The organism is Streptosporangium sp. NPDC002544 (genome assembly GCF_040295965.1).
GTDB lineage: Bacteria > Actinomycetota > Actinomycetes > Streptosporangiales > Streptosporangiaceae > Streptosporangium.
This window is the reverse complement of the sequence record NZ_JBEOWJ010000033.1, coordinates 104,679-131,053: the sequence shown is the minus strand read 5'-3', so window position 1 is coordinate 131,053 and position 26,375 is coordinate 104,679. Positions and strand designations below refer to the sequence as shown.

The 26,375-nt window shown below is 69.0% G+C and carries 31 protein-coding genes and 1 pseudogene; 19 read left to right on the top strand and 13 right to left on the bottom strand.

Annotated elements, in window-relative coordinates; genetic code table 11:
- Nucleotides 1–177 precede the first annotated feature (177 nt).
- From ABT061_RS48455 to ABT061_RS37570, 5 genes and pseudogenes are all read left to right on the top strand, one after another.
- Nucleotides 178–354, top strand: a pseudogene (locus tag ABT061_RS48455) (MerR family DNA-binding transcriptional regulator); the annotation flags it as partial.
- Between the two features lie 254 nt (nucleotides 355–608).
- The gene (locus ABT061_RS37585) at nucleotides 609–1,220 is read left to right on the top strand and encodes a thioredoxin-like domain-containing protein (RefSeq protein WP_350927128.1); all 612 of its coding nucleotides are present in this window, start codon (nucleotides 609–611) and stop codon (nucleotides 1,218–1,220) included.
- Nucleotides 1,217–1,861, top strand: coding sequence for a DUF305 domain-containing protein (locus tag ABT061_RS37580; RefSeq protein ID WP_350927126.1), 645 nt, complete (start codon nucleotides 1,217–1,219; stop codon nucleotides 1,859–1,861). The genes ABT061_RS37585 and ABT061_RS37580 overlap by 4 nt, the downstream gene beginning before the upstream one ends.
- A 597-nt stretch (nucleotides 1,862–2,458) precedes the next feature.
- On the top strand, nucleotides 2,459–3,133 hold the full coding sequence (locus tag ABT061_RS37575) for a DsbA family protein (protein WP_350927124.1): 675 nt from the start codon (nucleotides 2,459–2,461) through the stop codon (nucleotides 3,131–3,133).
- Complete coding sequence (locus ABT061_RS37570) at nucleotides 3,130–3,771, top strand: vitamin K epoxide reductase family protein (protein ID WP_350927122.1); 642 nt, start codon at nucleotides 3,130–3,132, stop codon at nucleotides 3,769–3,771. Before ABT061_RS37575 ends, ABT061_RS37570 begins: the two co-directional genes overlap by 4 nt.
- A 7-nt stretch (nucleotides 3,772–3,778) precedes the next feature.
- Here ABT061_RS37570 and ABT061_RS37565 read toward each other — a convergent pair whose 3' ends face one another.
- The 4 genes from ABT061_RS37565 to ABT061_RS37550 all read right to left on the bottom strand — a co-directional run bounded on the left by ABT061_RS37565 (nucleotide 3,779) and on the right by ABT061_RS37550 (nucleotide 6,430).
- Complete coding sequence (locus ABT061_RS37565; RefSeq protein WP_350927136.1) at nucleotides 3,779–4,498, bottom strand: copper resistance CopC family protein; 720 nt, start codon at nucleotides 4,496–4,498, stop codon at nucleotides 3,779–3,781.
- Nucleotides 4,499–4,723: 225 nt separating this feature from the next.
- Nucleotides 4,724–4,942 carry a hypothetical protein gene (locus tag ABT061_RS37560; RefSeq protein WP_350927120.1) on the bottom strand — a complete coding sequence of 73 codons (219 nt, stop codon included), beginning with the start codon at nucleotides 4,940–4,942 and terminating at the stop codon, nucleotides 4,724–4,726.
- Between the two features lie 175 nt (nucleotides 4,943–5,117).
- Complete coding sequence (locus tag ABT061_RS37555; RefSeq protein ID WP_350927118.1) at nucleotides 5,118–6,017, bottom strand: cation diffusion facilitator family transporter; 900 nt, start codon at nucleotides 6,015–6,017, stop codon at nucleotides 5,118–5,120.
- Nucleotides 6,017–6,430 carry an ArsR/SmtB family transcription factor gene (locus tag ABT061_RS37550; protein WP_350927116.1) on the bottom strand — a complete coding sequence of 138 codons (414 nt, stop codon included), beginning with the start codon at nucleotides 6,428–6,430 and terminating at the stop codon, nucleotides 6,017–6,019. Before ABT061_RS37550 ends, ABT061_RS37555 begins: the two co-directional genes overlap by 1 nt.
- Nucleotides 6,431–7,231: 801 nt before the next feature.
- Here ABT061_RS37550 and ABT061_RS37545 point away from each other — a divergent pair.
- The 7 genes from ABT061_RS37545 (at nucleotide 7,232) to ABT061_RS37515 (ending at nucleotide 13,056) form a co-directional block, all read left to right on the top strand.
- Nucleotides 7,232–8,647, top strand: a complete 1,416-nt coding sequence (locus ABT061_RS37545; RefSeq protein WP_350927114.1) for an FAD-dependent oxidoreductase — start codon at nucleotides 7,232–7,234, stop codon at nucleotides 8,645–8,647.
- A 50-nt stretch (nucleotides 8,648–8,697) separates the two neighbouring features.
- Nucleotides 8,698–8,973, top strand: a complete 276-nt coding sequence (locus ABT061_RS37540; protein ID WP_350927112.1) for a hypothetical protein — start codon at nucleotides 8,698–8,700, stop codon at nucleotides 8,971–8,973.
- Between the two features lie 101 nt (nucleotides 8,974–9,074).
- Nucleotides 9,075–10,226 carry an MFS transporter gene (locus tag ABT061_RS37535; RefSeq protein ID WP_350927110.1) on the top strand — a complete coding sequence of 384 codons (1,152 nt, stop codon included), beginning with the start codon at nucleotides 9,075–9,077 and terminating at the stop codon, nucleotides 10,224–10,226.
- A 32-nt stretch (nucleotides 10,227–10,258) separates the two neighbouring features.
- The gene (locus tag ABT061_RS37530) at nucleotides 10,259–10,606 is read left to right on the top strand and encodes an ArsR/SmtB family transcription factor (protein WP_350927108.1); all 348 of its coding nucleotides are present in this window, start codon (nucleotides 10,259–10,261) and stop codon (nucleotides 10,604–10,606) included.
- A complete protein-coding gene (locus ABT061_RS37525; protein WP_350927106.1) occupies nucleotides 10,603–10,956 on the top strand; it encodes an NAD(P)-binding protein in 354 nt (117 codons plus the stop codon). Before ABT061_RS37530 ends, ABT061_RS37525 begins: the two co-directional genes overlap by 4 nt.
- A complete protein-coding gene (locus tag ABT061_RS37520) occupies nucleotides 10,928–11,236 on the top strand; it encodes an NAD(P)-binding domain-containing protein (RefSeq protein WP_350927105.1) in 309 nt (102 codons plus the stop codon). The genes ABT061_RS37525 and ABT061_RS37520 overlap by 29 nt, the downstream gene beginning before the upstream one ends.
- Nucleotides 11,237–11,769: 533 nt before the next feature.
- Complete coding sequence (locus ABT061_RS37515) at nucleotides 11,770–13,056, top strand: M28 family peptidase (RefSeq protein ID WP_350927103.1); 1,287 nt, start codon at nucleotides 11,770–11,772, stop codon at nucleotides 13,054–13,056.
- A gap of 90 nt (nucleotides 13,057–13,146) precedes the next feature.
- On the opposite strand, the gene ABT061_RS37510 is transcribed toward ABT061_RS37515, so the two are convergent.
- From ABT061_RS37510 to ABT061_RS37480, 6 genes are all read right to left on the bottom strand, one after another.
- Nucleotides 13,147–13,560 carry an arsenate reductase ArsC gene (locus ABT061_RS37510; RefSeq protein ID WP_350927101.1) on the bottom strand — a complete coding sequence of 138 codons (414 nt, stop codon included), beginning with the start codon at nucleotides 13,558–13,560 and terminating at the stop codon, nucleotides 13,147–13,149.
- Nucleotides 13,553–14,671 (bottom strand): ACR3 family arsenite efflux transporter, encoded by a 1,119-nt coding sequence (arsB, locus tag ABT061_RS37505; protein WP_350927099.1) that lies wholly within the window; start codon nucleotides 14,669–14,671, stop codon nucleotides 13,553–13,555. The genes ABT061_RS37510 and arsB overlap by 8 nt, the downstream gene beginning before the upstream one ends.
- A gap of 22 nt (nucleotides 14,672–14,693) precedes the next feature.
- Nucleotides 14,694–15,035, bottom strand: a complete 342-nt coding sequence (locus tag ABT061_RS37500) for an ArsR/SmtB family transcription factor (protein ID WP_350927097.1) — start codon at nucleotides 15,033–15,035, stop codon at nucleotides 14,694–14,696.
- Nucleotides 15,036–15,824: 789 nt separating this feature from the next.
- The gene (locus ABT061_RS37490) at nucleotides 15,825–16,130 is read right to left on the bottom strand and encodes a thioredoxin family protein (RefSeq protein WP_350927095.1); all 306 of its coding nucleotides are present in this window, start codon (nucleotides 16,128–16,130) and stop codon (nucleotides 15,825–15,827) included.
- 63 nt (nucleotides 16,131–16,193) lie between these two features.
- Nucleotides 16,194–17,435 carry a GNAT family N-acetyltransferase gene (locus tag ABT061_RS37485; protein ID WP_350927093.1) on the bottom strand — a complete coding sequence of 414 codons (1,242 nt, stop codon included), beginning with the start codon at nucleotides 17,433–17,435 and terminating at the stop codon, nucleotides 16,194–16,196.
- Entirely contained in the window at nucleotides 17,425–17,781 is a 357-nt protein-coding gene (locus ABT061_RS37480) for an ArsR/SmtB family transcription factor (protein WP_350927091.1), read from the bottom strand. The genes ABT061_RS37485 and ABT061_RS37480 overlap by 11 nt, the downstream gene beginning before the upstream one ends.
- 143 nt (nucleotides 17,782–17,924) lie before the next feature.
- Here ABT061_RS37480 and ABT061_RS37475 point away from each other — a divergent pair, with 143 nt between their 5' ends.
- Entirely contained in the window at nucleotides 17,925–18,263 is a 339-nt protein-coding gene (locus ABT061_RS37475) for a hypothetical protein (RefSeq protein WP_350927089.1), read from the top strand.
- A gap of 284 nt (nucleotides 18,264–18,547) precedes the next feature.
- Here the strand turns inward: ABT061_RS37475 and rox are convergent, their stop codons facing one another.
- Nucleotides 18,548–20,095, bottom strand: a complete 1,548-nt coding sequence (gene rox, locus ABT061_RS37470) for a rifampin monooxygenase (protein WP_350927134.1) — start codon at nucleotides 20,093–20,095, stop codon at nucleotides 18,548–18,550.
- 197 nt (nucleotides 20,096–20,292) lie between these two features.
- On the opposite strand from rox, the gene ABT061_RS37465 reads away from it, so the two are divergent.
- Complete coding sequence (locus tag ABT061_RS37465; protein WP_350927087.1) at nucleotides 20,293–20,460, top strand: hypothetical protein; 168 nt, start codon at nucleotides 20,293–20,295, stop codon at nucleotides 20,458–20,460.
- A 150-nt stretch (nucleotides 20,461–20,610) separates the two neighbouring features.
- Here the strand turns inward: ABT061_RS37465 and ABT061_RS37460 are convergent, their stop codons facing one another.
- Nucleotides 20,611–20,874, bottom strand: coding sequence for a nuclear transport factor 2 family protein (locus ABT061_RS37460; RefSeq protein WP_350927085.1), 264 nt, complete (start codon nucleotides 20,872–20,874; stop codon nucleotides 20,611–20,613).
- Between ABT061_RS37460 and ABT061_RS37455 the strand changes: the two genes are divergently transcribed.
- Together ABT061_RS37455 and ABT061_RS37450 are read left to right on the top strand one after the other, a co-directional pair.
- A complete protein-coding gene (locus tag ABT061_RS37455) occupies nucleotides 20,858–21,301 on the top strand; it encodes an MmyB family transcriptional regulator (protein WP_350927083.1) in 444 nt (147 codons plus the stop codon). The two genes, ABT061_RS37460 and ABT061_RS37455, sit on opposite strands and share 17 nt — an antisense overlap.
- A 346-nt stretch (nucleotides 21,302–21,647) precedes the next feature.
- Complete coding sequence (locus ABT061_RS37450; protein WP_350927081.1) at nucleotides 21,648–22,604, top strand: recombinase family protein; 957 nt, start codon at nucleotides 21,648–21,650, stop codon at nucleotides 22,602–22,604.
- A 180-nt stretch (nucleotides 22,605–22,784) separates the two neighbouring features.
- Here ABT061_RS37450 and ABT061_RS37445 read toward each other — a convergent pair whose 3' ends face one another.
- The gene (locus ABT061_RS37445) at nucleotides 22,785–24,128 is read right to left on the bottom strand and encodes an MFS transporter (protein ID WP_350927079.1); all 1,344 of its coding nucleotides are present in this window, start codon (nucleotides 24,126–24,128) and stop codon (nucleotides 22,785–22,787) included.
- 529 nt (nucleotides 24,129–24,657) lie between these two features.
- Between ABT061_RS37445 and ABT061_RS37440 the strand changes: the two genes are divergently transcribed.
- The 3 genes from ABT061_RS37440 to ABT061_RS37430 are packed head-to-tail and all read left to right on the top strand — an operon-like array spanning nucleotide 24,658 to nucleotide 26,311.
- Nucleotides 24,658–24,963: a hypothetical protein gene (locus ABT061_RS37440; RefSeq protein ID WP_350927077.1), complete on the top strand. Its 306-nt coding sequence runs from the start codon at nucleotides 24,658–24,660 to the stop codon at nucleotides 24,961–24,963.
- A complete protein-coding gene (locus ABT061_RS37435; RefSeq protein WP_350927075.1) occupies nucleotides 24,945–25,418 on the top strand; it encodes a MarR family winged helix-turn-helix transcriptional regulator in 474 nt (157 codons plus the stop codon). The genes ABT061_RS37440 and ABT061_RS37435 overlap by 19 nt, the downstream gene beginning before the upstream one ends.
- Nucleotides 25,415–26,311: an SDR family NAD(P)-dependent oxidoreductase gene (locus ABT061_RS37430; protein WP_350927073.1), complete on the top strand. Its 897-nt coding sequence runs from the start codon at nucleotides 25,415–25,417 to the stop codon at nucleotides 26,309–26,311. Before ABT061_RS37435 ends, ABT061_RS37430 begins: the two co-directional genes overlap by 4 nt.
- Nucleotides 26,312–26,375: the final 64 nt, after the last annotated feature.

Sequence of the window (26,375 nt, the reverse complement as noted above, 5' to 3'; positions counted from 1 at the left end):
CAGTTCCTCGACGAAGCGGCGGCCGATGCCGCGATTGGCTCCGGTGACCAGTGCGATCGAGTCGGTGACATCCATGGGGGTTCCCTTCGCTTCGGCGCGGACGCGGTCGCCCCCGCCCTCTGGCGGTTACGCTAAGACCTCACGTTGACGTCAAAGGCAAATCGGGCGCGGCGACGGATGCCGGCGGCCGACGCGAACCGGAGGATGCACACCATGCGAATCGGGGAACTGGCCCGCAGGTCGAAGGTGAGCACGCGAGCGCTCCGCTACTACGAGGAGCAGGGCATCCTCAGATCCGAGCGCACGCCGAGCGGCCAGCGGATCTACGCGGATTCGGCGGTGGACCGAGTGCGGCTCATCCAGCACTTCTACGCCGCCGGGCTCGGCAGCCGCACGATCGCGACCATCCTGCCAGGTGCTGAACCGGCTGCACGAGTGCCTGGACGGTCACTTCGACGTCGAGCACTCCACGCTGTAACCGGAGCCCGCCGGTCACGCCGATCACGAAGGCGCACGGCACCGCCGAGACGGTGAAGTACCCGCTCCTTATGGCTCTCATATCCGACATGATGTAGAACTTCTACGCCATGTAGAAACCAGGGAGCCTGATGAGTGACGACACGCGTGCAACGATCAAGGAACGACTTTCCACCCTGCAGGCCCAGCAACGCCGGGCTGAGCGCCTGCGCACGATCGCCGTCGCCGGCGCGGCGGTGGTGGCGATCGGCGCGGTGGTCACGGCGGCCACCGTGCTGATCCTCAAGGAACGCGCCCGAACGTCACTGGAGGCGGTGCAGACCGTCGCCATCCCCCAGCGCGAGCACACCAAGGATCCGGTGAAGTACCCGCAAAGCCCGCCGGTCGGCGGCAATCACGACCCCGCCTGGCAAAACTGCGGCCTCTACAGCCAGCCGCTGCGCGCCGAGAACGTGGTGCACTCCCAGGAGCACGGAGCGGTGTGGATCACCTACCGGCCCGATCTGCCCATGGAGCAGGTGGAGAAGTTGCTCGATCTGGCCCGGGGCCGCGACTACATCATCGTCTCGCCTTATCCGAATCTGCCGGCTCCGGTGGTGGCCAGCGCCTGGGCCAAGCAGTTGAAGCTGGAGGGGGTCGAGGACCCGCGGCTGCCGGCGTTCCTGCGTGCCCACGTCCAGGGCCCGGCCACTCCCGAGCCCGGCGCGTCCTGTTCTGGCGGCATCGGAGAGCCCTACACATGATCCGGCTCCCCTTCCGGCGCCGGCGGCACTTCGCCCTCGCCGCAGCGACGGTCCTGGTGATCGCACTGATCGGCGCCGGCCTCGGCGTCCTGTATCCCCGGCCGCCTGCCGACGACTCGGTGGAGGCCGGTTTCGCCCGGGACATGCAGGCCCATCATGCCCAGGCCGTACGGATGTCGATGATCATCCGAGATCGCAGCACGGATGCCGAGATCCGGATGCTCGCCTACGACATCGCGCTCAGCCAGCAGCAGCAGATCGGCCAGATGTACGCCTGGCTGCAGCTGTGGGACCTGCCCCAGGCATCCCTGGATGCGCCGATGGCCTGGATGCGCCGAGCACACCACTCCACGACCGGCACGACGCGGAGCATGACCTCCATGCCGGGAATGGCCACCGCCGCGCAGATCAAGCAGCTGGAACAAGCCGCCGGGCGCGAGGCCGACGCGCTGTTTCTTCGCCTGATGATCCCCCATCATCAAGGCGGCGTGCAGATGGCGCAGGCCGCACTGAACGCCACCGGTCAGCCGCAGGTCCGGCGCCTGGCCACCTCCCTCGTGGCTGCCCAGAGCAGTGAGATCGACCTGATGAAGCGCATGCTCACCACCCGGGGCGCCGCCGATGTACTCCCGGCTGGCTGAAGGAGCGCTGGTCAACGGCGCCCTGCGACGAAGGATGCGAGCCTTTCACACCTCCGCGGCGTTGATCGGGCTGCACGACAGCGTGCGCGGCGGACGCGCTCTGGGAATCGGCCGCGGCCAGGACCACAGGATCACCGCGTGCCTGGAGCGCGCCGGCGCGGCGGCGGTCGACGTCATCGATCTGGGTGCCACAGATCGGCGCGCTCCTCTGGCCTCAGTGGAGGCCGGCTATGACATCGTGGGCGACTTCGCCGTCACCGCTGGCCGATCTCGCCGCGGTCACGGCCGGCGCCTTGGTCGCCGCCGTCCTGCTGCCCTCCGATAAGGCAATGCTGTCGCCAACGGCGCCGCCCTACATTCGAGCCGCCTCCTAGGCGGCGCTGAGCTGGGCGATCGCGACCCCGGTAGTCCTCCTGCTCACCTTGTCCGATGTTCTCGCGGTTCCGGCCGGCCAACTCCGGCGAGCGCCTCCACGACGGGCGGCGCCTTTCAAAGGCTTCCCGACGGTCCTCACTTCGCCGTTGACACCCCCACCTTCTACATCTGGTAGAAGATAAGCGGGCGCGTACCGCGCAAAACCTCCTCCAGGAGCAGGACATGACGACGAATCTGAAGATAACCCTCACCATCGCCGCCGTGATGGCGACGATCATCGCGGCGTTCACCGTGTTCGGTGACTTCGGAACGCAATCCACCAGACCAGCAGCCGATGCGGCCGGTGCGCAGAGCGCTCCTGCCCAGCTGCTGGTGCGCGAGGACAGCCACAAACTGTCCACCGCGGCTGACGGCAAGGTCACGCTGGTGGAATTCCTCGACTTCGAGTGCGAAGCCTGCGGCGCGGCCTTCCCGCACATGGAGCGCATTCGCGCCGAGTACGACGGGCGCATCACCGTCGTGGTGCGCTACTTCCCGCTGCCGGGTCACCGCAACGGCGAACTCGCCGCACGAGTCGCCGAGGCCGCCGCCAAGCAGGGCAAGTTCGAGGCCATGTACGCCAAGCTGTTTCAGTCCCAAAAGCAGTGGGGCGAGGCCTCTGAATCCAAGGAGGCGTTCTTCACCGACCTGGCCCAGCAGGTGGGCCTGGACATGACCGCCTTCTCGACCGACCTCACCGCGCCCGCGACCGCCCAGCGGGTGAGGAAAGACCAGGACGACGGAACGGCCCTCGGCATCCAGGGCACCCCCACGATCTTCTTCAACGGCGCCCAGCTGACCGAGGCGCCCAGCTACGACAACCTCAAGGCCAAAATCGACGCGGCACTCGCCTCGTGACCACCTCCGCCGTCGACCAGCCCCCGATCACCGCTGAGGGCTCGTCCTCGTCCATCATCATCAGGGCGCTGCCGTTCGTGCTGACGATCGGTGGCGGCCTCGGCCTGCTGGCCGCGTTCTTGCTGATGATCGAACGTCTGCACCTGGCCGCCGATCCCACCTACGTTCCCACCTGCAGCATCAACCCGATCCTCAGCTGCGGGTCGGTCATGAAGAGCGCCCAGGCCTCCGTCTTCGGCTTTCCCAACCCGCTGCTGGGCGTCGCGGCCTTCTGCATCGTGACGACGGTGGGCGCGGTTCTGCTGGCCGGAGCCCGCCTGCGGACCTGGTTCTGGTATGGCCTGCAGTTGGGCACCCTGGCCGGCGTCGTCTTCGTGCACTGGTTGATCGTCCAGAGCCTGTACGTGATCGGCGCCTTGTGCCCGTACTGCATGCTCGTGTGGATCGCGACGATTCCCATCTTCTGGTACGTCACGCTCGCCAACCTGCACAGTGGCCGCATCGCCCTGCCGCGCGGCGCGCACCGGGCCGCCGCGGCGGCGGCCCGGTATCACACGAGCGTGCTCATGGTGTGGATGCTCGCCATCCTCGGCCTCGTCCTGCAGCGCTTCTGGTCCTACTGGATCACGCTGATCTGAGATCCGGTCACTGGCCCGGGCGGCGACGCCTGCTCATGACGACGCTGAATACCGCCATGACGACGATGAAACCGACGACCACCCACAGGAACATCGACGGCCCGTCGCTCTCATTGGCCTGCGGGGTCATGGCCGGCTCCGCGGGCCGGGCGCTCAGCGCGGGAGAGCTCGGCGCGGGCGTGCCGGCGGTCTGCGAGCCACCCGCACTCGCACTCGGAGTTGAGGTGGGGGTGGCAGTGGGGGTCGAAGAGGCGATCACAGTGAACGGGATCTCGCCGGTGCGGGGATGGCCGTCGGAGGAGACCACCCGGAAACCGATCGTGTACCTACCCGCCGGAAGCGTCCCGGACAGCTGCTGGATGACCTTCTTGCCCCGCATGTCGGCCTCACCGGACTGGAATCGCTCGCCCGCGGCGTTCAACACCGCCACCTTCGGGAACTTCACCTCTCGTTCGAACTCCAACGTCACTTCGCTGACGTCGGAGACTTTGTCGTCCTTGGCCGGATTGCTGGACTTCAGCACGTCATGCGCCTGAACTGTCGTGATCGGCCACAGCGCCGCGATGAGAGCGACAAGAACGATCGCTGATCTGTGCAGGAACATGAAGTGGCTCCCTTTCGGTGGGGCGTGACCGCCTGCGCTGCGGCAGGCGCATGGGTGATCGATGTACTCGGGCAGCGCGCCTGCGCCGAAGACCTGCCGCTCGGCGTGCACCTCGTTGCGCATCAACCAGGTGAGCGTGGTGACGAAAACCCCCTGACCAGCGCGCGGGCGCGATCTCGGGCATGAGGCGGCCTTTGAGGCGTCAGGCTGACCACATGGAACTTCTACATTATGTCGAAGATAGGTGCCGGGCGCCCCACCGGTAGGGCTCAATGGCCATGTCATCGAGACCCCGCAGCCGGGGCAGGCTCATGCCGGGGGCAGCAGCGATCACTGGCAGGGCTGCTCTCACCGGTGTCGGCGTCGTTCCCGGCGCGCCCGCTCCCGGGCCCGAAGCAACGACACCAGGTGCGGATCCAGCTCAACGTCGCCCTCCGGCGGGGGCGACCACCGCTCCACTGGCGACACCGGCGCATCCAGCACCGCCTGTGCCGACTCATCGGCCTGTTTCCACCGGGCCTTTTCGGCTTCCGCATCACGCTCGGCGCGCTGCCGGGCGAGGATCACCTGTGCCGCCCTCGGCGATGCGGTGCCCAGGAAGAGTGGAATGTGGAGCGATCGAGAGCGGGGACGGGCGCTCGGGTGAGGCGCGAAGGCGTGAGGGATCCGGGGCGGGACCGCTCACATCGGGGTCACCGCCACCACCGCCGCTCGACCGCGGCCACACGGGGGTGGACGGTGTTCACCAGCCCAGTTCGTCGCAGCCCAGGTGGTCGGCCGGTTCGACCTGCAAGGTGGCGTGAGCCACGTTGTGGCGCCGGCGCAGCAGGTCGCGGACCTGGTCCAAGACGGCGTGGCTGTCGGCGCCGTCTGAGGTGACCAGGTGGGCGGTGGCCACGTTCATGCCGGAGGTCAACGTCCACAGGTGCAGGTCGTGGACGTCGCGCACGCCCTCGACGGCCACCAGATCACCGGCAACGGCGGAGGCGTCCATACCGGCCGGGACGTGCTGGCCCAGGACCGCGAACACCTGCCGTCCGAGCGAGATGGCGCGCACCGCGACGAAGACACCGATGGCCAGCGCGACCAGCGTGTCCCAGATCGGCTGGCCGGTCGCCGCGACCAGCCAGCCGGCGACGATGACGCCGACCGACCCGGCGGTGTCGGCCACCACCTCAAGGTAGGCGCCCTTGACGTTCAAGCTCTCAGCCGCGCCCGAACGCAGCAACAGCAACACGATCACATTGATGACCAGGCCGATGGCTCCCACGATGAGCATCGGCCCGGAGGAGACCTCGGCGCCGGCGCCGATCCGGCCCACCGCCTCGGCCACCACGTACACCGCCACGCCGAGCATCAGCAGCACGGCCAGCAGGGAGGCGAACACCTCCGCGCGGTAGGAGCCGTAGCTACGGCGCCCCGTGGTGTCGGGGCGGGTGGCGATCCGAGTGGCCACCAGCGCGGCGCCCAGCGTCACCACGTCGGCGGCCATGTGCCCGGCATCCGACAGCAACGCCAGCGAACCCGACATCAACCCATAGAGCAGCTCGACCACGAAGTAGGAGCCGATCAGGGCGAAGGAGACCGCGAGTCGCCACCGGTGCCGGCCCCCGGCGTGCCCATGGCCGTGCCCGGTGCCCATCAGCGGGTTCCGCCGCGTTCGGGGTGGATGGCCTGGGTGTGCTCGGTGTGGGCGAGCGCAAGGTCGAGCAGCATCCGCACGTGCGCGTCCTCCAGCCGGTAGAAGGCCATCCGACCGGCCCGGCGGGCCGTCACGATGCGGTGCGCCCGCAACAGCCGCAGTGCGTGCGAGACCGCCGACTCGCTCTGGCCGCTCACCGCGGCCAGGTCGCACACGCACATCTCGCCCTCCAGCAGGGCCAGCAGCAACCGCAGGCGGCCTGGATCGGCCAGCAACCCGAACACCTCCGCGGTGTCGGTCAGATCCTGCGCGGCGGGCATCCGCTCACGCACCGCCGCCACCCGGGGCGCGTCCACTATCCGGGCGGTACAGCCGTCAACGGCCGCGAATCGCTCATCTGAAGAACTATTCATATATAAAGGTTAGCGGCCGCCGGAGGCGACCTGTCAACTGATGCCCCGACTTTCTCGCTGTTTCGATGCTCGGGGCGCCGCCCGCCGCCCGGTGCCCCGATACGGCGTCCTGGTGCGGCAGGCACCGGACGCCAAAAGCGCGGTATCGGAGCACACTGAAGTTGCCCCGGTTGAGTGGGCGGGTCGGGATTTGCGGCTGTGCGGCAGCGTAGCGGGATTGCTGGGCGTGTCGGCGTTCGTATTCGGCGGGGCCGAGCATGCCTGGAGTCGAGTGACGCCGGCGGGGGCGTAGAGCCCTTCGATCAAGCGGAGGTGACATCGGCACCTGTGAACTCCTCCCAGGACACATCGCCCCAAGCGATCAGGTGTCCACAAGACCGGGGCAACATCACCACCCACCTGGCCACCCTGCGCGACGGCGGCGTGTTGGCCTCCCGCCGGGAGTGGAGGACCGTCTACCACCGGGCGGATCGGCCGCGCACCGAGCGACCTCCAGGTAAGCCTGCAGGCGTGCCGCCCACCGGCGGAGTGTGCGCCGGACTCTCCCTGCGAACAGGCCCTCACCGTCGGCGAACGAGGCGCAGTGAGGCGATAGCCCGAGACGGCAGGAGCCGCCGGACATCCGTACCTCACAACTTAGGCACCCATCTATATTGACAATCCTCAAATCAATGAGGCAGGCTGAGTATTACTTCGACGGACTTCTAATCAGTCGAGGGGTGGGTAGGGCTCGGTGGACCGGAGCTCACCTCCACCCCGGCACCCTTGACGATCAGCACGCGACTCACAGGAGAGACGATCATGAGTGATGGACAGCGCGACCCGGCGGCCGTGGAGATCGAGCCGTTCACGTCCGAGGGCGGCGAACTGCCCGTGGTGGTGATCGGTGCGGGCCCGGTGGGCCTGGCCGCCGCCGCCCACCTGGCCGAGCGCGGCCTGAACTTCCTCCTCTTGGAGGCCGGACAGCAGGTCGGGGCCTCGATCACCCAATGGGGGCACGTGCGCACCTTCAGCCCGTGGCGCTACAACGTCGACGCCGCAGCCCGGCGCCTGCTCCAGGCCGAAGGCTGGGCCGCGCCGGATCCCGAGTGGCTGCCGACCGGCGCCGAGCTGATCGACGACTACCTTGCCCCGCTGGCCGAGCACCCGGAGATCGCCCCCAACGTGCGCTTCGGTGCGGCGGTGACCGCGATCAGCCGCCTGGGCTATGACCGGGTCCGCTCCGTCGGCCGCGAGCAGGTGCCGTTCCTGATCCGCCTGGCCGACGGCCGCGAGGTCCATGCCGGGGCGATCGTCGACGCCTCCGGCACCTGGACCACGCCCAACGTGCTGGGGGCGAATGGTCTTCCCGCCTACGGTGAAGCCGAGGCAGCGGCGCTCATCGACCACGCGCTGCCCGACGTGCTGGGCGCCGACCGCGAGAGGTACGAGGGCCGCCACACCCTCGTGGTCGGAGCCGGTCATTCGGCGGCCACCACTCTGCTGGCTCTGGCCCAGTTGCAGGACACCCCCGTCACCTGGGCAATCCGGGCGGGCAGCGCGGCACGCGCCTACGGTGGCGGCGAGGCCGACGCACTGCCCGCACGTGGCGCCCTCGGCACCCGCCTGCGCACCCTGGTCAAGGACGGACGCATCCAACTGCTGACCGGTTTCTTCGCCCACTCCCTCACCAAGGCCGACGGCCAGGTGACGGTATTCAGCCGCGACCCCTCTGGCACCGAGCAGTCCATCACCGTCGAGCGCGTCGTGGTCGCCACCGGATACCGGCCCGACCACTCCATCGCCTCCGAGCTGCGCCTGGAGCTCGACCCCATCCTCGGCTCGCCCCGCGCGCTGGCCCCGCTGATCGACCCCAACCAGCACTCCTGCGGCACCGTCCCGGCCCACGGCGTCGACGAGCTGTCCCACCCCGAAAGCGGTTACTACGCGGTGGGCGTCAAGAGCTACGGCCGCGCTCCCACCTTCCTGATGGCCACCGGATACGAGCAGGTCCGCTCCGTCGTCGCCGCGTTGGCCGGGGACTGGGAGGCCGCCCATGACGTCCAGCTCGACCTGCCCGAGACCGGCGTGTGCTCCTCCGGTCTGGCCGAGGCCCAGGAGCAGCGGGTCGGCCTGGCCACCGGCATCAGCGGCGGCCTGCTCGCCACCCCGCTCCCGCTGGCCACCGTCGGCGGCAGCAACGGTGGCGGCGACGGTGGTGGCGGTTGCTGCGGCTGAACGCGCCGGCCATCGACCAGCACCGAAGCCGCAGGCACAGGGAGCGTCAGATGTCAGAGGGATACCCCACCGCCGCCCAGAAGGAAGCCCTGCGCCTGATCTGTGAGCACGGACCCATCGACACCCGCCGCCTGGGTGAGCACCTGGTGGCCGCCCGCCGGTCGAGCACCAACCCGGGCTACGCCCCGGCGATCGCCCGGACGGCCGGAACCCTGGCCTGGCGGCTGCAGGCTCAGGGATTCATCGCCGAAGACCCCTGCAGTGCCCTGTGGATGACCACGGCGGATGGACGCCGGCTGATCGGCTGCGCCGGGACGCACGGGTGAGCTCCGCCGCTGAAGCCGCCACGAAAGCCGCCGTCCCTGTCCCGGGGGGCGGCGGCCGGCCGCGCTTGGCCCAGGGGTGGCGCATCGTCGCAGCCCTGGCCGTGACGCAGACCATCGGCTACGGCGTGCTCTACTACGCCTTCTCCGTCTTCCTCACCCCCATGGCAGCCGACCTGCACGCCAGTGGCGCCCAGATCGCGGCCGCGCTGACCGGCTCGATCCTGATCGCCGCGCTGTGCGCTCCGCTGGTCGGCCGCCTGCTGGACGCCCACGGCGGCCGGGGCCTGATGACCGCCGGGTCGATCATCGGCACGCTCGCCGTGCTGGCCTGGTCGCGGGTCGAGAACCTGCCCCAGTTGTACGCGGCCTTCGCCGCGATCGGCATCGCGTGCGCGATGGTGTTGTACGAAAGCGCCTTCGCCGTCATCGTCAGCTGGTTCGACGGCCCCACCCCCGGCCACGGCCACGGCCGAGCCAACGCCCTGCTCGCGCTCACCGTCGTCGCCGGGTTCGCCTCCACCATCTTCCTGCCGCTGACCGGCCTGCTGGTCGACTCCTACGGCTGGCGCACCGCCCTGGTGGTCCTGGCCGTGATCTACGCAGTAGCGGCGATCCCGTTGCACGCGTTCGTCGTGCGCCGCCCCGCCCTCGCCGGACATCGGCCGGCCACGACCCACGAGCGGGCTCAGGTCGTCAAGACCGCCACCCGGGCGCGGCCGTTCTGGCTGCTAGTGATCGCCTTCACCGCCAACGGCGGCGCGGCAGCGGTGATGTCCGTCCTGCTCATCACCTACCTCATCCATCTGGGCCACTCCCCCGTCCTGGCCGCCACACTGGCCGGACTGCTGGGGGTTTTGTCGGTGACCGGCCGCCTGCTCACCACCGGCCTGCAACGCCGCCTGCCCGCCCCTCTCATCGCCGCCGCGATCTTCGCCCTGCAGGGCGTCGCCGCCGCGCTGCTTCCGCCTGCCGGGCACACGGTGCCGGGCGCCATCGGCTGCGTGCTCGGATTTGGGCTCGGCTTCGGCATCGCCTCCATCACCCTGCCGCACCTGCTCCTGCAGCGCTACGGCAGCAGCGCTTATGCCTCGCTGTCAGGCCGCATCGCCGCCTTCTCCGTCGCCGACAAAGCCCTGGCGCCGCTGGGCGCGGTCGCGCTGGCCCAGGCGGTCGGCTACCAGTGGGTGATGGCAACCGTTGCGCTGGCCTGCACGATCGCCGCGTTCGCGCTGGTCGCCTACCACCGCGTATGATTTAGACAAATGTCAAATTAAGGGGTTGCTGTATGACCGCCGCCACCACCCAGTGCTGTGCTCCGATCGCCCGCGAACCCATCTCACCAGCCGACGCGGCCGAACTCGCGGCGGCGCTCAAGGCGGTCGCCGACCCCGTCCGGTTGCGGCTGCTGTCGATGATCGGCTCCCACCCCGGCGGTGAGGCGTGCGTGTGTGACCTGACCGGCGCCTTCGACCTGAGCGCCCCCACCATCTCCCACCATCTCAAGACTCTGCGGCTGGCCGGGCTGATCGACAGTGAGCGGCGCGGCACCTGGGTCTACTACTGGATCGTCCCCTCGGCGGTGGCCCGGCTGAGCGCGCTGTTCACCCCGCTGGCCGAGCCCACGAACGCGTGAGCCCGACCGAGGCGACGGCACCATCGCCTTCGCCGCGGCGGGTCGACGTGCTGGTGGTCGACGGCGGGCAGTCCGGGCTGGCGGCGGGCTACCATCTGCGTCGAGCGAAGGCCGATTTCGTCATTCTCGGCGCCCAGAACCGGCCGGGCGGCGCCTGGCGGCACGCCTGGCCCTCGCTTCGGCTGTTCTCTCCCGCCCACTACAGTTCACTGCCGGGCCGGATGATGCCCGCGCCAGCAGGCGGGGCCTCTCCGAGCGCGGCCGACACCGTCGCCTACCTGGCCGACTACGAGCAGCTACCGGTTACCGATCGTCCGCCCCGTGCGCGTACGGGCCGTACGGCGGGATGAGGGCCATCTGACGGTCCAGGCCGACGCCGGTACCTGGCAGGCACGAATCGTGATCAGCGCGACCGGCACCTGGTGGCGGCCGTTCATCCCGCACTACCCGGGCATCGGCGACTTCGAGGGCCGGCAACTGCACACCGCCGGCCACACCGGACCCGAGCTCTTGCGCGGTGAGCGTGTGGTTATCGTGGGCGGCGCCAACTCCGCCGCACAGATCCTCGCCGAGGTCTCCACTGCCGCGAGCACCACCTGGGCCACCCTGCGCCCGCCTCGGCCACTTTGATCGGCGCCGCCCGCACCGCTAAAACCTGTGTCGCCGAAGTCCTGCAGCAGCTCAGGTCCTGACGCCCGCTCCTTGTGCTGAGATGCGGGGGCGCGATCGTTCACGGTGAGCGGCGTCCAAGCGCGGGGAGAACGCCGCCTGGGCCGAGAGCACGTCTCACCATTTTGATTAGAAGTCCTTCTAACTTGACATTCCTCTAATCAAAGTGGAACGCTGACCCTACTTAGATATCTGTCAAATCCAAGCGAGGTCGGTGTGGCGTAAGAACGTGCGCCACCGACCCGAAAGGGGCACGCCATGGCAAGCGAGAGCACCGGTGGATTCATCGGGAACCTGCAGGAAGCCTTCACCCCGCCCGCAGCCGGAGGATGCTGTGGAGGCCCCGCTCCCAGCGCATCCAACGACGCCGTTTCCGTGGCCGTGTCGTGTTGCGGAGGTACGACCGAGGCTGAGCAGACCACCCAGACCGAGGGCTGTGCCCAGGCACCGGCCGCCCCGGCCGCCGCCGGTAACACTTCCGGTGGATGCTGCGGATGAGCTCCCCGCCCCCCATCTCCCCGCCTGTGCCACCAGAGGCGGCCAAGGCCCCCGGCCTGGCGGCCGCCCTGGAACAGGTGAGCGCGCGGCGGATGCTCGACTGCGTCGCGGAGCTGGCCGCCGACCGCTACGCGGGCCGCCGGGTGGGCACCCCCGGCGGCCACGCCGCGGCCACCTGGCTCGCCGACCGGTTACGCACGCTGGGCGCCGATGTTCGGCTTGACCCGTTCGATGTCGCCGAAGTGCGAGAGCTGTATCGCACACCGGTGTTGCAGTGGAGCGCCGGCCGGGCAACCCGGCGGTTGGAGCATCGCCGCGATTTCGTCGAGCACCTGGCCTCGGCCGAACTGCCCGATCCGCGCTCGGCGCCGCTGGCGGACGCGGGCACGGCGGATCTTGGCGGGCGCTGGGTGCTGGCTCCGGCCGGCGAATGGGCGCAGACCTGCCGGCGCGCCGAAGCCGACGGCGCCCTCGGCGTGCTGACGGCCCGAAACACCGACGACGACGGGTGGATGCCCAAAATGATCGCCGGGCCCGCCCGGCATGCGGTGGCGGTCATCGGAGTACGCACCGACCTGCACCGGCAGCTGGCCGATGCCCTCGCCGCGGGGGAAGTGACCGTGACCGCGTCGGCACCGCTGCGCGCGGTCGGTGTTGGCGGTGTCAACGTTCACGGCCACCTGCCGATCGGGCCGGACGTGCCGGATGAGGGGGCAGGGGAAGGGACGGCGGGTGGGCCGCGGGTGCTGCTGACGGCGCACTTCGACGGAGTGGGCGACGACCCGGGCCGTCGCCTGCCCGCCGCGGCCGACAACGCCTCCGGGGTGGCCGCGATCCTGGAAGCCGCCCGTGTCCTCGCCACCACCTTGACCGTGCCGGTGGATCTGAGGGTGTCCTTCCTGGACGCCGAAGAGGTCGGCGCCTGGGGTTCGGCCCACCATGCCCCCGCTGTGGCGCCGGGCACCCAGGTCATCAACCTGGACGGGGCCGCGCAACTGCACCAGGCGGCCGCGGTCGAGGCGGGCGGCCCGGCCCATGCCCTGCTGGCCGTCTTGGACCAGGCCGGGCGCCGTACCGGGGTGGCACTGCGGGCCGGGGCGATGGCCTCGGACAACCGCCGCTACGCCGCGGCGGGGCTGGCCGCGATCGGCATCGGCATGGGCATGCCCGGTTACCAGACCCCCGCCGAGACCCCCGACCGCGTCGAGCCGGCCACCCTGGTGGCCGCCGCCCGCCTGCTCATCTCCGCCGTCTGGCTGCTGGCCGGCACGCAGCACCCCTGAGCGGAGCGCCTTGTCGGGCCAGGACCCTCGGCGTGGACCTGCGGTCCAGGCGTTCTGGGCCACGGGCCCGGCTCAGGCGCCCGGGCCGGGTCACCGGGCGTCGAGATCGGCGATCAGGTTTTCGACACGGGCTCGGATCTCGTCGCGGATGCTCCGGACGGCCTCGATGTCCCGGCCGGAGGGGTCGTCGAGCTTCCAGTCCTCGTACCGCTTGCCGGGGAAGAACGGGCAGGTGTCCCCGCAGCCCATGGTGATGACCACATCGCAGACCCGCACGGCTTCGACGGTCAGCACCTTGGGCTGCTCAGCGGCGATGTCGATGCCGACCTCGGCCATCGCCCGCACCGCGACCGGATTGATCGTCTCTGCGGGCTGCGACCCGGCCGAGCGGACCTCGATCCGATCGCCTGCCAGATGGGTGAGCCAGCCGGCGGCCATCTGGGATCGGCCGGCGTTGTGCACGCAGACGAACAGGACCTGGGGCGTATCAGCTGTGTCAGGCATGGACTGATCCTTTTGATGCGGGGGCGGTGGAGAACAGGCGGCGGCCGGCCAGGCTGACGTAGACCAGGGCGACCAGGACGGGCACCTCGATCAGCGGGCCGACCACCCCGGCCAGGGCCTGGCCGGAGGTGACCCCGAAGACGCCGACCGCGACCGCGATGGCCAGCTCGAAGTTGTTGCCCGCCGCGGTGAAGGCGAGCGTCGTGGTGCGCTCGTAGGTCAGGCCGATCGCCCGGCCCGCCAGGAAGGAGCCACCCCACATGAGGGCGAAGTAGGCCAGCAGCGGTACCGCGATGCGCGCCACGTCTCCGGGCTGGGAAGTGATCGTGTCACCTTGCAGGGCGAACAGGATGACGATGGTGAACAGCAGCCCGTACAACGCGATGGGCCCGATCTTCGGCAGGAAGCGCTCCTCGTACCATTCGCGGCCCCGGGCACGCTCGCCCAGCCTGCGCGACAGGTAGCCCGCCACCAGCGGGATACCGAGGAAGATCAGCACGTACCAGGCGATGTCCCAGGCCGAGACCGCCAGCGCGGTGCCTTCGCCCAGGCCCAGCCAGCCGGGCAGCACCTGCAGGTAGAACCAGCCGAGCGCGGCGAAGGCCACCACCTGGAAGATCGAGTTGATCGCGACCAGCACGGCGGCGGCCTCGCGGTCGCCGCAGGCCAGGTCGTTCCAGATGAGAACCATGGCGATGCAGCGGGCCAGGCCGACGATGATCAGGCCGGTGCGGTACTCGGGCAGGTCGGGCAGGAGCAGCCAGGCCAGCGCGAACATCAGCGCCGGGCCGAGGACCCAGTTCAGCACCAGCGAGGCGACGAGCAGCCGCCGGTCGCCAGTGACGGTGCCCAGGCGGTCGTAGCGGACCTTGGCCAGCACCGGGTACATCATCAGCAGCAGACCCAGCGCGATCGGCAGCGAGATCTCACCGATCTTCACCGCCTCCAGCGCGGAGTTCAGACCGGGCACCAACCGGCCGAGCAGCAGACCCGCGGCCATCGCCAGCCCGATCCACACCGGCAGGAGGCGATCCAGCATCGACAGGGCGCCGATCACGCCCGGCTGCCCCACAGGGGCGGAGACCGGGGCTCGGGTGGACGGTGAGGACATGGATTTCCTTCCGTGGTCGCGCTCAGGCCGTGGCAGGAACGTTGATCAGGGCCGACAACTCGGCCAGGGTCTCGGGGACCAGCCGGTAGTACACCCACGAGGCCCGGCGCTCGGAGACCAGCAGCCCAACCTCTTTGAGCACCTTCAGGTGGTGGCTGATGGTGGGCTGGGAGAGGTCGAAGGCGGCGGTGATGTCGCACACGCACACCTCGCCGCCGCCGTGGCTGGCCACGATCGACACGATTCGCAGCCGCACCGGATCGCCCAAGGCCTTGAACACCCGCGCCACGGCGGCGCCCTGCTCGGCGCTGAGCGGCTCGCGCGTCAGCGGCGAGCTGCACTCCAAAAGCTCCAGCGGCTCCATCGAACCCTCCCATATAGAGATCCATCGAAGTCGACCAACACCTATATTGACATATGTCTATTAGGGCACGATACGGAGGTGCCGCCTTTCCGGGCGCCGGGCAGGTCGAGGATCGGCCGCACTTCCGCGACGCTCTTGCCGTCCGGGTCGGGCAACTCCCAGTCCAGGTAGCGCTTGCCGGGAAAGACCGGGTAGGCGTCCGGCCCTTGGTGACCAGCACGTCGGCGGCGCGGACAATCTCCCCGGTCCATGACAGAAGCCGATATTGGCATATATCGATATCAGCAGAGACGAACAACTGGTGAACAGTCGATGTGATCTGGCCTGTCGCGGAGAAGGGCGAAGCAATCAGGGCACTGGGCGGCCAGCAGCGACGACGTGCCGATCCTGGATGCACTCTTGGACGCCGGCGCCGACCTCGAAGCCGACGGGGTGATGATCGGTGGTGGTACGGCGATCTCAGACGCGCGCGCGTTCGCACGATGGAACGTCGCGCGCCGATTGATCGAACGCGGTGCCCGCACGCTGCTCCGGGAAGCTGCCACGCTCAATCCGACGGACCGGATCGCCGACTATTTCGCCGCCGACCCGTCACCCACGGCCTGTGGTCAGCCTGCCACGGCGGCCAGTGCCAAGCGGCAGAGTTCTTCCTACGACGCGGCGGCGACGTTAACCGGGTCGGCCACGACCAGCCGCCCCCGCTGGATGCCGCCCACCGCACCGGCGCAGATGACCTGCTCACCTGGCTGCGTGACCACGGCGCCAAGTCGACCAGCGAACCCAGCTGACCTACGCCTGGTCCAGGGCGCGGCGCAGAGCGGCTACCGACGGCGCTCCCTCCAGGCGGCCATCCTCATCCCGATACATCCGGCACGACACGCTGACCGGTACCCCCGGATCGGCGAACGGGTCGACACCGTCGATCAGCAGCGTCGGCGACCCGCGCATCCCCCACCGGGCCGCCTGCTCGTCGTCGTCGATCACTCGCCGCATCACCGATACCCACCGGCGATCGGCCAGCACCTCAGCCAGCCGCTCATCCAGCACCGACGCGTTCGGACAGTCCGGCACCACCAGCACCGTCAACTCCATCATCAGCCGCCCTTCGCAGCAGTGTAGTAATCCTGCGGAGTTCCTCTACGGGTACTTCGTCCCTGCCTAGAGCCCGGTGACCGCGCTGCGCCGCTCCAGGAGGATCACGTCGCGCCACACGCCGTGGTGGTGGCCGACACGCTCGCGGGTACCGATGACGCGGAAGCCGAGCGCCTGGTGCAGAGACAGGCTGGGCGCGTTCTGCGGGAAGATTCCTGCCTGGATTGTCCAGATTCCGGCGTCCTGTGACCCGGCGATGAACGCGGCCAGCAGGGCCCGGCCGATGCCGCGGGCCTGGCAGTCGGGGTGGACGTAGAGGCTGTGCTCGACGACTCCGGCGTACACCGCCCTGGCCGAGACCGGTGAGGCGGCCACCCAGCCGACGACCTCACCTGTGTCGGTGTCGACGGCGACATAGCGAGGGTGCGTCAACTTACCCTCGGTGAAGCCCTCCCAACTGGGTGCGAGCGTCTCGAAGCTGGCTTGGCCGCCCTCCAGCCCCGCCTGGTAGATGGCCAGCACCTGCTCGGCGTCGGTCTCACGCATCGGCCGGATCTCCAGCCCTGGCGAGATCGCGGGCTTGACGGCCTGGATGATGGCCGAGTGCACTCCGTCGCCGTGATCGGCCGTCAGCGTGATCGAGGTGGCCACGAACCCGGTCGCCGCCAGCAGGGCCCGGTATTCGACGATGGTGAGGGATCCGGCGATACAGCCCACCCGCTGCTCGGTGGCCACGCGTCGCTGCGCCTCGACGGCTCCGCCGGTCGCACTGTCGGTGACGACGTCACTGATGCCCAGGCGGCCGCCGGGCCGCAGAACCCGGAAGGTCTCAGCCAGCACGGCCGCCTTGTCGCTGGAGAGGTTGATCACGCAGTTGGAGATGACGACGTCGACCGCGTGATCCGCCAGCGGGATCGCCTCGATCGTGCCGCACACGAACTCGGTGTTCGCCACACCCGCCTCCGCGGCGTTGCGCCGGGCGAGTTCCACCATGTCGGCGCTGGCGTCCAGGCCATAGGCCTTTCCGTACGGGCCGATGCGGCGCGCCGACAGCAACACATCGATGCCGCCCCCGGAGCCGAGGTCGAGCACGGTCTCGCCCGTGCGTAGCTCGGCGACGGCGACCGGGTTGCCGCAGCCGAGGCTGGCGCGCAGCGCGCCCTCGGGCAGTCCCGCGGTGTCGTCGTAGCCGGCCGCGCCGAAGCAGCCGTCGGCGAACGCATCGGGAGCGCAGTCCACGACGCTCTCACCGGCCAGCGCCTCGCGGGCCAGACCGGAGTAGCGCTCGACGACCTCCTCATGTGCCATGGCGTGCTCCTCGGTCGCAGGTGGGGGTGGCCGGGACGGGGTTGCCCATCACCACGTCGGCAGCGGTGGGAAAGCACCGCACGCACTCTTCGTTGATCCGGTACAGGCCGGAGGTGCCGTGCCGCTCCACCAGCACGAACCGCACCTCGGACAGGATCTTCAGGTGGTGCGACACCGTCGACTGGCCCACCCCGCAGGCGGCGACGATCTCGCTCACGGTCATCGGCTCGCGCCGCCGGGCCAGCAGCGACACGATCTGGATGCGGGTGCCGTCGGCCAGCGCCCTGAACCAGCTCGCGTACTCCTCGGCCGCCTCACGCTCCAGTGGCTCCAGCTTCTCATTCATCGAAAATCGACGATAATCGATGAATGCCTGCCTGGCAACGAGGCCGACGCCGAGATCCCGGTGATGGCCCTCCGCTCCCGAACGCGTCCCCAGCCGCCAGGCAGGTCTGACGGCGCCATTGGGTTCGCGTGATGGGTGTCGGGATGCGCATCCTGTCCGGACCCCTGTCGAACTTCCACGACCTCGCCGCCAACGACGCCACCACGGCACTGCTCATCAACGTGATCACAGCAGTCGGGCAGTTTCAGCGCGACCTGCAGAACGAACTCACCGCCGAAGGGATCGCCGCCGCCGAAGCTGAAGGGCGCTATCGAGGACGACCGCCCGCGCCGGACGGCGACCAGCGCGAAGAAGCGAGGACGGCCTTCCAAGAAGACGGCGCCTCAATCGCGGCCCTGGTCCGCGCCCACGGAGTGAGCCGGGCCGCCGTGCGGACCGCGTTGACCGGCCTGCTACCCGACCAGCCCGGCCCGATCGACTGAGACTTCCGCCCATTCAAGGGGCCGCGCCGTCAGCCAAGATCGCTATGGCCGCTTTCCGACGTATCTCGGTCGTCCCCCTTATATGAAACGCGCGGACGCCTGCGCCGATCCACCCCGCGGTGCTCTTCCGCCGCCTTCCGGTCGTCACTCGGAGGCCAACCCTCCTCGCAGGCCGACCCTGGCGCCAGAGCACCACGGCAGATGCCGCTTCCAGCCTTCCGATGGTCAGTCGCTACTGGCCGTTCCGATCCTTCTCACGGGCCTTTTCGGTTGCTCAGGCGAAATCAGTTGGCGGGCTTGCCGAACCAGCGGGAGAGGTGGTCGTCCAGGTCCTGCTGATCGTCGCCGATCCAGGCGACGTGGCCGTCGGGGCGTAGCAGGACGCACGGGACATCCAGTTCCGCAGCGGGATCCGCGAGGTAATCGACCCGGCCTGACCAGCCGCCGACGGTCAGGCGTTCGGTGCGGTCCAGCAGCAGGCCGCGGCCGCGATGCAGCAGACCGTAGAGGTGGCCCTGTTTCACGTCGATGTCGTGCAGGCGGCGGCCGAGCAGGTCGGGGCCCTCGCCGAAGTCGTAACGGATGCCGATCGCGGTGATCTTCTCGATCAGATAGCGGTTCACCTCGTCGAAGTCCATCAGTTCGGTGAGCAGCCTGCGCACGGCCTGCGGGCCCGGTTCGGTGGACAGCAGTTCCGTCTGGGCGCGGGTGTTGTCCAGCACGTCCTCGGCGACCAGATGACGTTCGGCCTGGTAGGTGTCCAGCAGTGTTTCCGGGGCCCAGCCGCGGATCTGTGCGGCCAGTTTCCAGCCGAGGTTGAATGCGTCCTGAACGCCCAGGTTGAGGCCCTGTCCGCCGATGGGTGGATGGACGTGTGCCGCATCGCCGGCCAGCAGCACCCGCCCGACCCGATAACGTTCGGCCAGCCGGGTGGCATCCCCGAAGCGGGACATCCAGCGCGGGGAGTGCACGCCGAAATCGGTTCCGGCGATGGTGCGCAACTGTTGTTTGAAATCCTCGAGGGTGGGCGGTTCCGCGCGGTCGCTGACTCCCGCGGCGGGGACTACGACGCTATAGACCCCTTCGCCGAAGGGCCGGAGCCAGAATCGCTGATGGGCCTCGCGGATTTCGGTCACCTTGGCGGCGATCTCCTCCTGCGGCACGCCCACTTCCATCTCGCCCATCAGCGTCTCGGTCCGTGAGGGCTCGCCGGGGAAGCCGACACCGAGCAGTTTGCGCACCGTACTGCGCCCGCCGTCACAGCCGACGAGGTAGCGCGAACGCAGCTGTTCCCCGTCGGCCAGCTCGACGGTCACACCCTCGTCGTCCTGCTCGAAGCCGGCGACCGCGCAACCGCGCCGGACCTGCGCACCCAGTTCGACCGCATGTTCTTCGAGCAGATGTTCGATGACCGGCTGCGGGATGCCCAGCAGATAGGCGTACGCGGAATCCAGGCCCTTGGGCGCGGGTTTGGGGATGGCGGCGAAGAAACCGCCGGCCGGACGCTGTCTTCCATGCTGGAGAATGCGATCCAGCAGTCCGCGCATCGCCATCAGCTCGAGACTGCGAATATGCAGACCGACTATGCGGACGAACGACTTGGGCTCGGTTTCCTTCTCCAGAACGAGTACCCGCACGTCGTGCAGCCGCAGTTCGGCGGCCAGCATCGCGCCGGTCGGCCCGCACCCGGCAATGATCACGTCGAAGACGAGGGGCGCGCGATCGGCGCCGGAGGCCGGCGACCAGAGAACTCCGGGGACGTCGCCCACCGTGGAGTCACGCCCGGCCCTGTCGTTCGACGGCGGCTCGGCGGTGACCTGCTGAGAGTGCATAGGTGTTGCCTTTCGGGAGTGCCTTGTTGGTGAGGCGCTCCCGGCGACACCTACGTCAATCGCCCGGCCGTGACGGAAAGGGGGAGCACCCACATCGATACAGCGTTCATGGGTCTCACCTCCTCGGGCGGTGTCACGGTCAACTGCAAGCAAGCTACAAGCCCGAGCATCATCCCGTCCAACCCTTTTCCAGCCACGTGATCACGACTCCGAACGGGCCCGTGCGGCTGCAGGGCGAATCCGGCGTGGCGGCCCGGCTGGTCCCGGTCGACGGTCTGATCCTGGCCGCCCCCGAGGCGGACCGGATCTCAGAAGGCGCTGCCCTGATGAGGTTCGCTCGTGGCCACTACGCGAACTGGTCGTAGGCGAGCTTGACGACCAGCGCGATGACGACGCACAGCAAGACGCCGAGCAAATCATCCCGCCCGCCCGGACGCGATGGCCGGGCGGTGGGGCGTCGGGTCGTTCCCGACGCCCCGGGTGTTCACGACTGTGGCCTCGAGCTTGTGGCCGGGTCAGCGATCAGCGGGTTCCCACCACGTCAAATTGGCGGCCGCCTGGGCCACCGGCTCGATGATCTCCCACGCTTCGGCGATCAGCCCATTGTGCAACCGCCAGATATCGACCACCACGATTCCGGGCTCGGCGCCGGGCAGCCAACGGCGCGAGTGCATCATGACGCGATCACCGTCGGCCAGCACATGCTGGATCTCGACCGAGCCGTTTCCGGCGCTGGTCATCGATCGTCGCTGGAACATCGTGATGACCAATCGCGCCATCGAACCGTTCCTCGCAGACGTGGCCCCCGACCTGCTCCGGCCGCCGATCAACATGGTGCGGCTGGGACTGGACCCGCGCGGGCTCGCTCCCCGGATCGTCAACCTGGCCGAGGTGCGTTCGCTGCTGCGTACCCGGATCACGCGGCAGCTTGCCGCGGCTCCCGACCCCGAGCTCACCGCGCTCTATGAGGAGCTGCTGGCGCCCGGCTTCGACGACGCGAGCCACCCGATCGAGTCCGAGGTCGCGATCCCGATGATCTTTTGCTTCGGCGGACGGGAAATACGGCTGTTCTCGACCACCACCACGTTCGGCACGCCGATGGACATCACTCTGGACGAGGTCGCGGTCGAGTCGTACTACCCGACGGACGCCGAAAGCGCCGCCTACTTCACCCGATCCGACGTTGAGGCCAGATCAGCAGGGTAGGGCCGGCCTGACCGCTCCACAGGCGCGGCATCCGCGGGCCGCCTGCTCGCCTAACGTGCCTTAACAACCTTCAAGCCGCTGACCAGCCAGTTCACTGATACAGTGACTCCGCCGGCGCGGAGATGATCAAGCCTTGGCGCCGACATGCTCTCACCGCACACTCACTCCTGGCCATCGGGTCACCCCTGAACCCCAGCTTGGTTCTTTCGTAAACACTCCTTTCCGAGAAGAACTCGCCGAACAACCCGGCGGGCCGCTACCAGGGTCGGATTTCTTCTCAGAACCCGTTCTCACGTAAACAAGGACAGGGCGAGTTATGGGAGAGGTTTGTGAGAGGATTCCGGGGGTGAGCAGCGAGCCGGACTCAGCCACCGCCGATGCCGACGAAGTCGAGCGCCACCTATGCCTGCAGTGCCGGGTCGAGCCGGGCTCTCCATGCCGGTCGCGCTCCGGCACGGTCGCCGGGACCTACCACACCGGCCGGTTCATGAAGGTGCCCCGGCTGGCGAAGCGGCTGCGGGTGCCGACGCCGGCCGATCGGGGACCGGGGCAGCTGTGGCGCCCGGGCAGCCCGCCGCCGGCGCCGATTCCTACGGACACCCCGGCCACCGACATCAGGGTCGGCTACGCCCGCTGCTCGCACCTGACCCAGGAACTCCAGTCCCAGCTCGACGCCCTGGAAGCGCACGGCATCAGCCACGACAAGATCTTCGCCGAGAAGGTCTCCACCCGCGTCCGGGTGCGGCCAAAGTTCGAGGCCGCGCTGGAGATGTGCCGCCAGATCAAGGCCCACGCACCACACTGCCGCGTCATCCTCACCGTCTACGAGATGAAGCGGCTGGGCCGCGACTCCGCCGAGCTGACCGCGCTCGCCGACCACCTCACCGCCCACGGCATCGCCCTGGAAATGCTCGCCGGACCGCTGCCCGGCATCTACGACCCCAGCGGAACCGGCCGCATCCTGTTCGCGTTCTTCGCCGCGATGGCCGAAACCGAACGCGAGAACATCCGCGAAGCCACCCTCGAAGGCCTGAATGCCGCCGCCCGCAAGGGCAACCACGGCGGACGCCCACCAGTCATCACCGACGACATGCTGCACACCGTGCTCCGACGTCGTGCCAACGGCGAGTCGGTGCAGGACATCCGAGGCGACCTGATCATCCCCACCGGCAAACGCAAGGGACAAAACCCGAGCCTGGCCAGCATCTACCGAGCACTCGCCGAGCACGACAGGCGCCAGCGGCACCCGGACACGATCGAACAGGCCCACACCACGTTCGCAGCCGATCAGGCGAACACCTGACCAACCGAAACGGCCATCACCGCCCGATTTTCGGCAAGTACTACGCCGCCCCCCTCTGCGCGCGCCCGCGTAGAGGTGTCCGGAAACTCCCCCTCGGAGGGCTCTCCTGCCCTCAGATGCGCCTACGCGCGAATACGACAAGCCCACTCGTTTGAACTTCCGGAGGAAGGACGAGTCCTCCTACCCCGTGGCGTAATGCGACTGGTTGTGCTCCTGCCCGGCGATCTGCGCCGCTTCGATCCGGTCGGCATCGGTGACCACGCTGCGCAGGGCGGGGCTCGCCAACACCAGAGAGACCAGCAGAAGCACACCGGAGGCGATCGGAACGTAGTACAGCTCCACACGACCCAGCAGCCCGGCCAGGAGTGCGGCCACCGGCCCGAAGCCCGTCGCCGACACCGCGACCATCGACATCACCCGGCCCATCTGGTGGCCCGGCACGATCAGCTGAATGGCCCCGAGCATGACGATGTTGGACGCGGTGATCGCGAAGCCCAGGACCACCCAGGCCGCGACGGCGATGTAGGCGTTGGGTGCCAGGCCGAAGCCGAGGAAGCACAACCCCGTGACGGTGAACAGCACCACTTCCAGGCGGAAGCGGCCGAGCCGGGCGACCATCCCTCCCGCGGCGGCGGCACCGAGGAGGGCACCGGCGGCCGACGAGCCGACGAACACCCCGTACAGGGAGGGCGGCACGCCGAAGTGGTCCCGGGCCAACAGCACCATGACCGCGCTCAACCCCATGAAGGAGGCGTTCAGCGCAACGCTGAAGAGCAGGATGGGCCCCAGGGAACTGCCGCGAAAGACGAAGGAGACGCCGTCGCGCAGGTCGGCCAGGGGTGAGGGGCGAACACCCGTCTTCGTGTCCTCGCCGATGGTGTTCTTGGGCCTGCGCACGGCCATGGGCAGTCCCAGCAGCACCAGGGCGCCCAGCAGGTAGGCGGCGCTGTTGACCGCCAGGGGCAGGACGGCCGCCACGACGAACAGGAACCCAGCCAGGGGACCGCCGGCGAAGTCCTGGGTGACGGTCTTGCCGCCTTCCAGCCGTCCGTTGGCGCGGTCGATGGTCCCGGCGGGTGCGATGTCGGGGAGCATCGCCCGTCCGGCGATGTCGTAGAACACTTCACAGGTCATGACGGTGAACATGACCGCGTACAGCACCCAGATGCCCGCGTGGCCGGTGGCGATGAGCGTGGCCAGAGCGATCAGGGCGCCCGCGCGGACCAGGTTGGCCGCCACCATGAGCCGACCTCGATCGACGCGGTCGGCGATCACCCCGGAGACCAGGCCGAACAGCAGCCAGGGCAGGAAGCGGGCCGCGAACAGCCCGGACACCATGAGCGGGTCGTTGGTGAGCAGCGCCGCAACCAGGGGCAGGGCGATGATCATCATGCCGTCGGCGAGGTTGCTGAACAGGCTCCCGATCCAGAACCGGTTGAAGTCCCGCCCGAGCCCGGGTGCGGTTTCGGGTTTCGCGGGTCCACTGGAGGTGTCCGGGGAAGTACTGGAGGGTTGTTCCTGCATGGGTGGACACCTTTCCGCGCGTGGGGACTCGCGCGAGCCCGGGGCCGGCCGCATCGGTGAAACGGTTGCTCAACCACTTCCTCCACCGTTTGCCTCGCCCTGAAACCCGGGCGCCCTGGCGCCGCCGCGGACCTGCCGGGCGGATCGTGCCCACGGCGGCCTCCCGAAGCCATCGCAGCTGGAAACCGCCGCCGCGGGTCCGCCGGAGTGACCGGCGCGGCAGCCGGTAAGCGCTGCGGGTACGGCCAGCGCGTGTGGTCGGCGCGGTTCCACCACATGGCGCTGCTGGTGACGGCGCCGATGACGCCAGTCGCCGTCACCAGCAGCAGGCCGGGCGGGTCCTGGCCTGCTCAGGCGATGCCGGCGGCCAGGGCGACGCGGGCACGTCGCTCGGTGAGGAACACCGGTCCTTCGCTGCGGCCGGCGAGCAGTCTGGGGAGGAGGTGGGCGGTGCGGGTCTGCCAGATCGACGGCGAGCGCGGCGGTGGGGCCGTGACGGGCGGGGCGGCGGGCCGACATCATCGATCGGTTGCGCCGCGGCGAGATCACCGCACAGCAGGCATTGTCCGAAGTCGGTGACCGTACGGGTCAAACTCGCATCCGGCTCTGGGTCCCGGTACTGCCCACGGTGCTCGTGTTCTCACCGGTCGTGGTCCTGGCCGTGCTGGTGGCGGCCGTGGCCCGCCTCGTGTATCGCGTCAGTGTGGTGCGGGCACTCGGCGCCGGCTGGCGCATCGTCTCCGCGCTGCCCGGGGCCGTTGCGACGCAAATACATGGAAATTCCAATAATTGGAATCTCCATGTACTGTGGCGGTTATGGATGACCTGCGGCTGAACGAAGAGCTCATCGACTACCTGTTTGCGATCCGCACCCAGGTGCACGCCGAGCTCAAGGAGCTGGCCCGCGAAGCGGGGCTGACCGACACCCAGACCGATGTGCTGTGGAGGCTGAGCCGCGAGCAGGAGATGACCGCGCGCCGCCTGGCCGACCGCTTGCAGTGCGACGCCTCGACCGCCACGTCGATGATCGACCGGCTCGAGAAGCGCGGCCTGGTCCGCCGCGTGCCCCACCCCACCGATCGCCGCGCGAAAGTCATCCAGCTCACCCCCGAGGGGTGCACGCTGCGTGATCGCGTCATCCAGCACACCACTGAGCACTCACCCTTCGCCCGCCTCGACCGCGAGAGCAGGCTGCGCCTGCACGCGCTTCTCCGCGAGGTGGTCGACGGCACTCAGTCGACAGGTGAGCCCGCCACCGTCAAGGACAACCACGAAAAGGAACAGCAATGAGCAGCAAGACCGCAGTCATCACCGGCGGAGGCTCCGGCCTGGGCCTGGTGACGGCACGCCACCTGATCAAGGCCGGGCAGACCGTCGTCCTCGTCGGCCGGGACGCGGCGCGCACCAAGGCCGCCGCCGACAGCTTGCGCGGCCTGACCCCTGCGGGCAGTGACGCGGCCCCGCCGAGGACGTATATCGCCGACCTGGAACAGTGGTCGCAGGTACGCGCCCTCGCATCGAAATTGGCTGCCGACACCGTCCCGGTGGACGTCCTCATCAACAATGCAGGGGCGGCCTTCCCCCGGTACGAGCAGACGGCGGACGGTGTCGAACGCACCTACGCGATCAATCACCACGCCCCGTTCCTGCTTACCCACGCCCTCCTGGCCGCAGGAGCGCTCACCCCCGAAGCGCGGATCATCAACATGTCCACGTTCGTGGAAAAGCGCGGCAAGCTCGACGTCAAGGATCCGGATGTCGCGGGGAGGGCGTGGAACAGCCGCTTCTACAACCAGATCAACGTCTACGCGACGAGCAAGCTCGTCAGCCTCCTGGCCACTCGAGAGCTCGCACACCGCCTGCCCGACAGTATGAGCATCTACAACGCCAATCCCGGCATGGTGAAGGGAACCGCGATCAACAGCAACGCCGGCGGCCTGATGCGGCTGACCGCCCCACTGTTCCGTCCGTTCGCCATCACCCCGGACGAAGGTGTGCAGACCCCCGTCTGGCTCGCCACCGCCTCGTCCGCTCCGCACCCCAGCGGCGGCTTCTTCAGCAAGTCCCAGCCAGACGCCCCTTCGCGCCTCGCCCTGGACGACACCCTCGCCCGCATCCTCTACACCAAGACGGCAGCCCTCCTCGGGGTGGAGCCCCTCAAGAAGCGAGCCGGATCACGCTAGTTGGAACCAGGTAGGGAACTATCGGGCTATCGGGCGAGTCCCTGGCCGGATATCTCCTCAGACT